Source organism: Pseudoalteromonas sp. GABNS16E (assembly GCF_028598715.1).
GTDB lineage: Bacteria > Pseudomonadota > Gammaproteobacteria > Enterobacterales > Alteromonadaceae > Pseudoalteromonas > Pseudoalteromonas atlantica.
In genome coordinates this window covers 1-468 of sequence record NZ_JAQREZ010000164.1, presented here as the reverse complement: position 1 = coordinate 468, position 468 = coordinate 1, and the positions used below count along the sequence as shown (strand labels likewise).

The 468-nt window shown below is 37.2% G+C and carries 1 protein-coding gene; it reads right to left on the bottom strand.

Features of this window, described 5'->3' with window-relative positions:
- Positions 1–331, bottom strand: a 331-nt coding sequence (locus PSI06_RS21125; RefSeq protein WP_253039297.1) for a transposase, incomplete at its 3' end; no start/stop codon positions are given.
- Positions 332–468 lie beyond the last annotated feature (137 nt).

The following is a 468-nucleotide window of genomic DNA, read 5'->3' as shown; positions in this document are numbered from 1 at the left end:
TAAAATCAGCAATCGTTTTAAAGTCGGGTGCCAACTTACCAAGTAGCCACATCAGTTCAATATTGCGTTGGCATTCGGTTTCTAATCGGCGGGATGATTGAATACGGTTGAGGTAACCATAAAGATACAGTTTTAATAATGTGGCTGGATGATACTTAGGGCGGCCTGTGGACTTTAAAGTTAACCCTTTAAACTCCAATTCAGCTAGATTTAGTTCCTCAATGAAAACATCAATCACTCTGACCGTATTATCTTCACTGACGTAGTCTTCCAACGATTCTGGAAATAACGTTGATTGGTCACGACTTTCACCGCTTATAAACTTTGACATACTGCCTCAACCCTCAACTGAATCAATAGTCTAATTATATAAATATCAGTATATTAAGTGAACTAAATGTATAGATTAATAGATCATAAGCAGAACATACTTAGACCAAAAGGTGATCAGAGTTTTCACACAGTCTG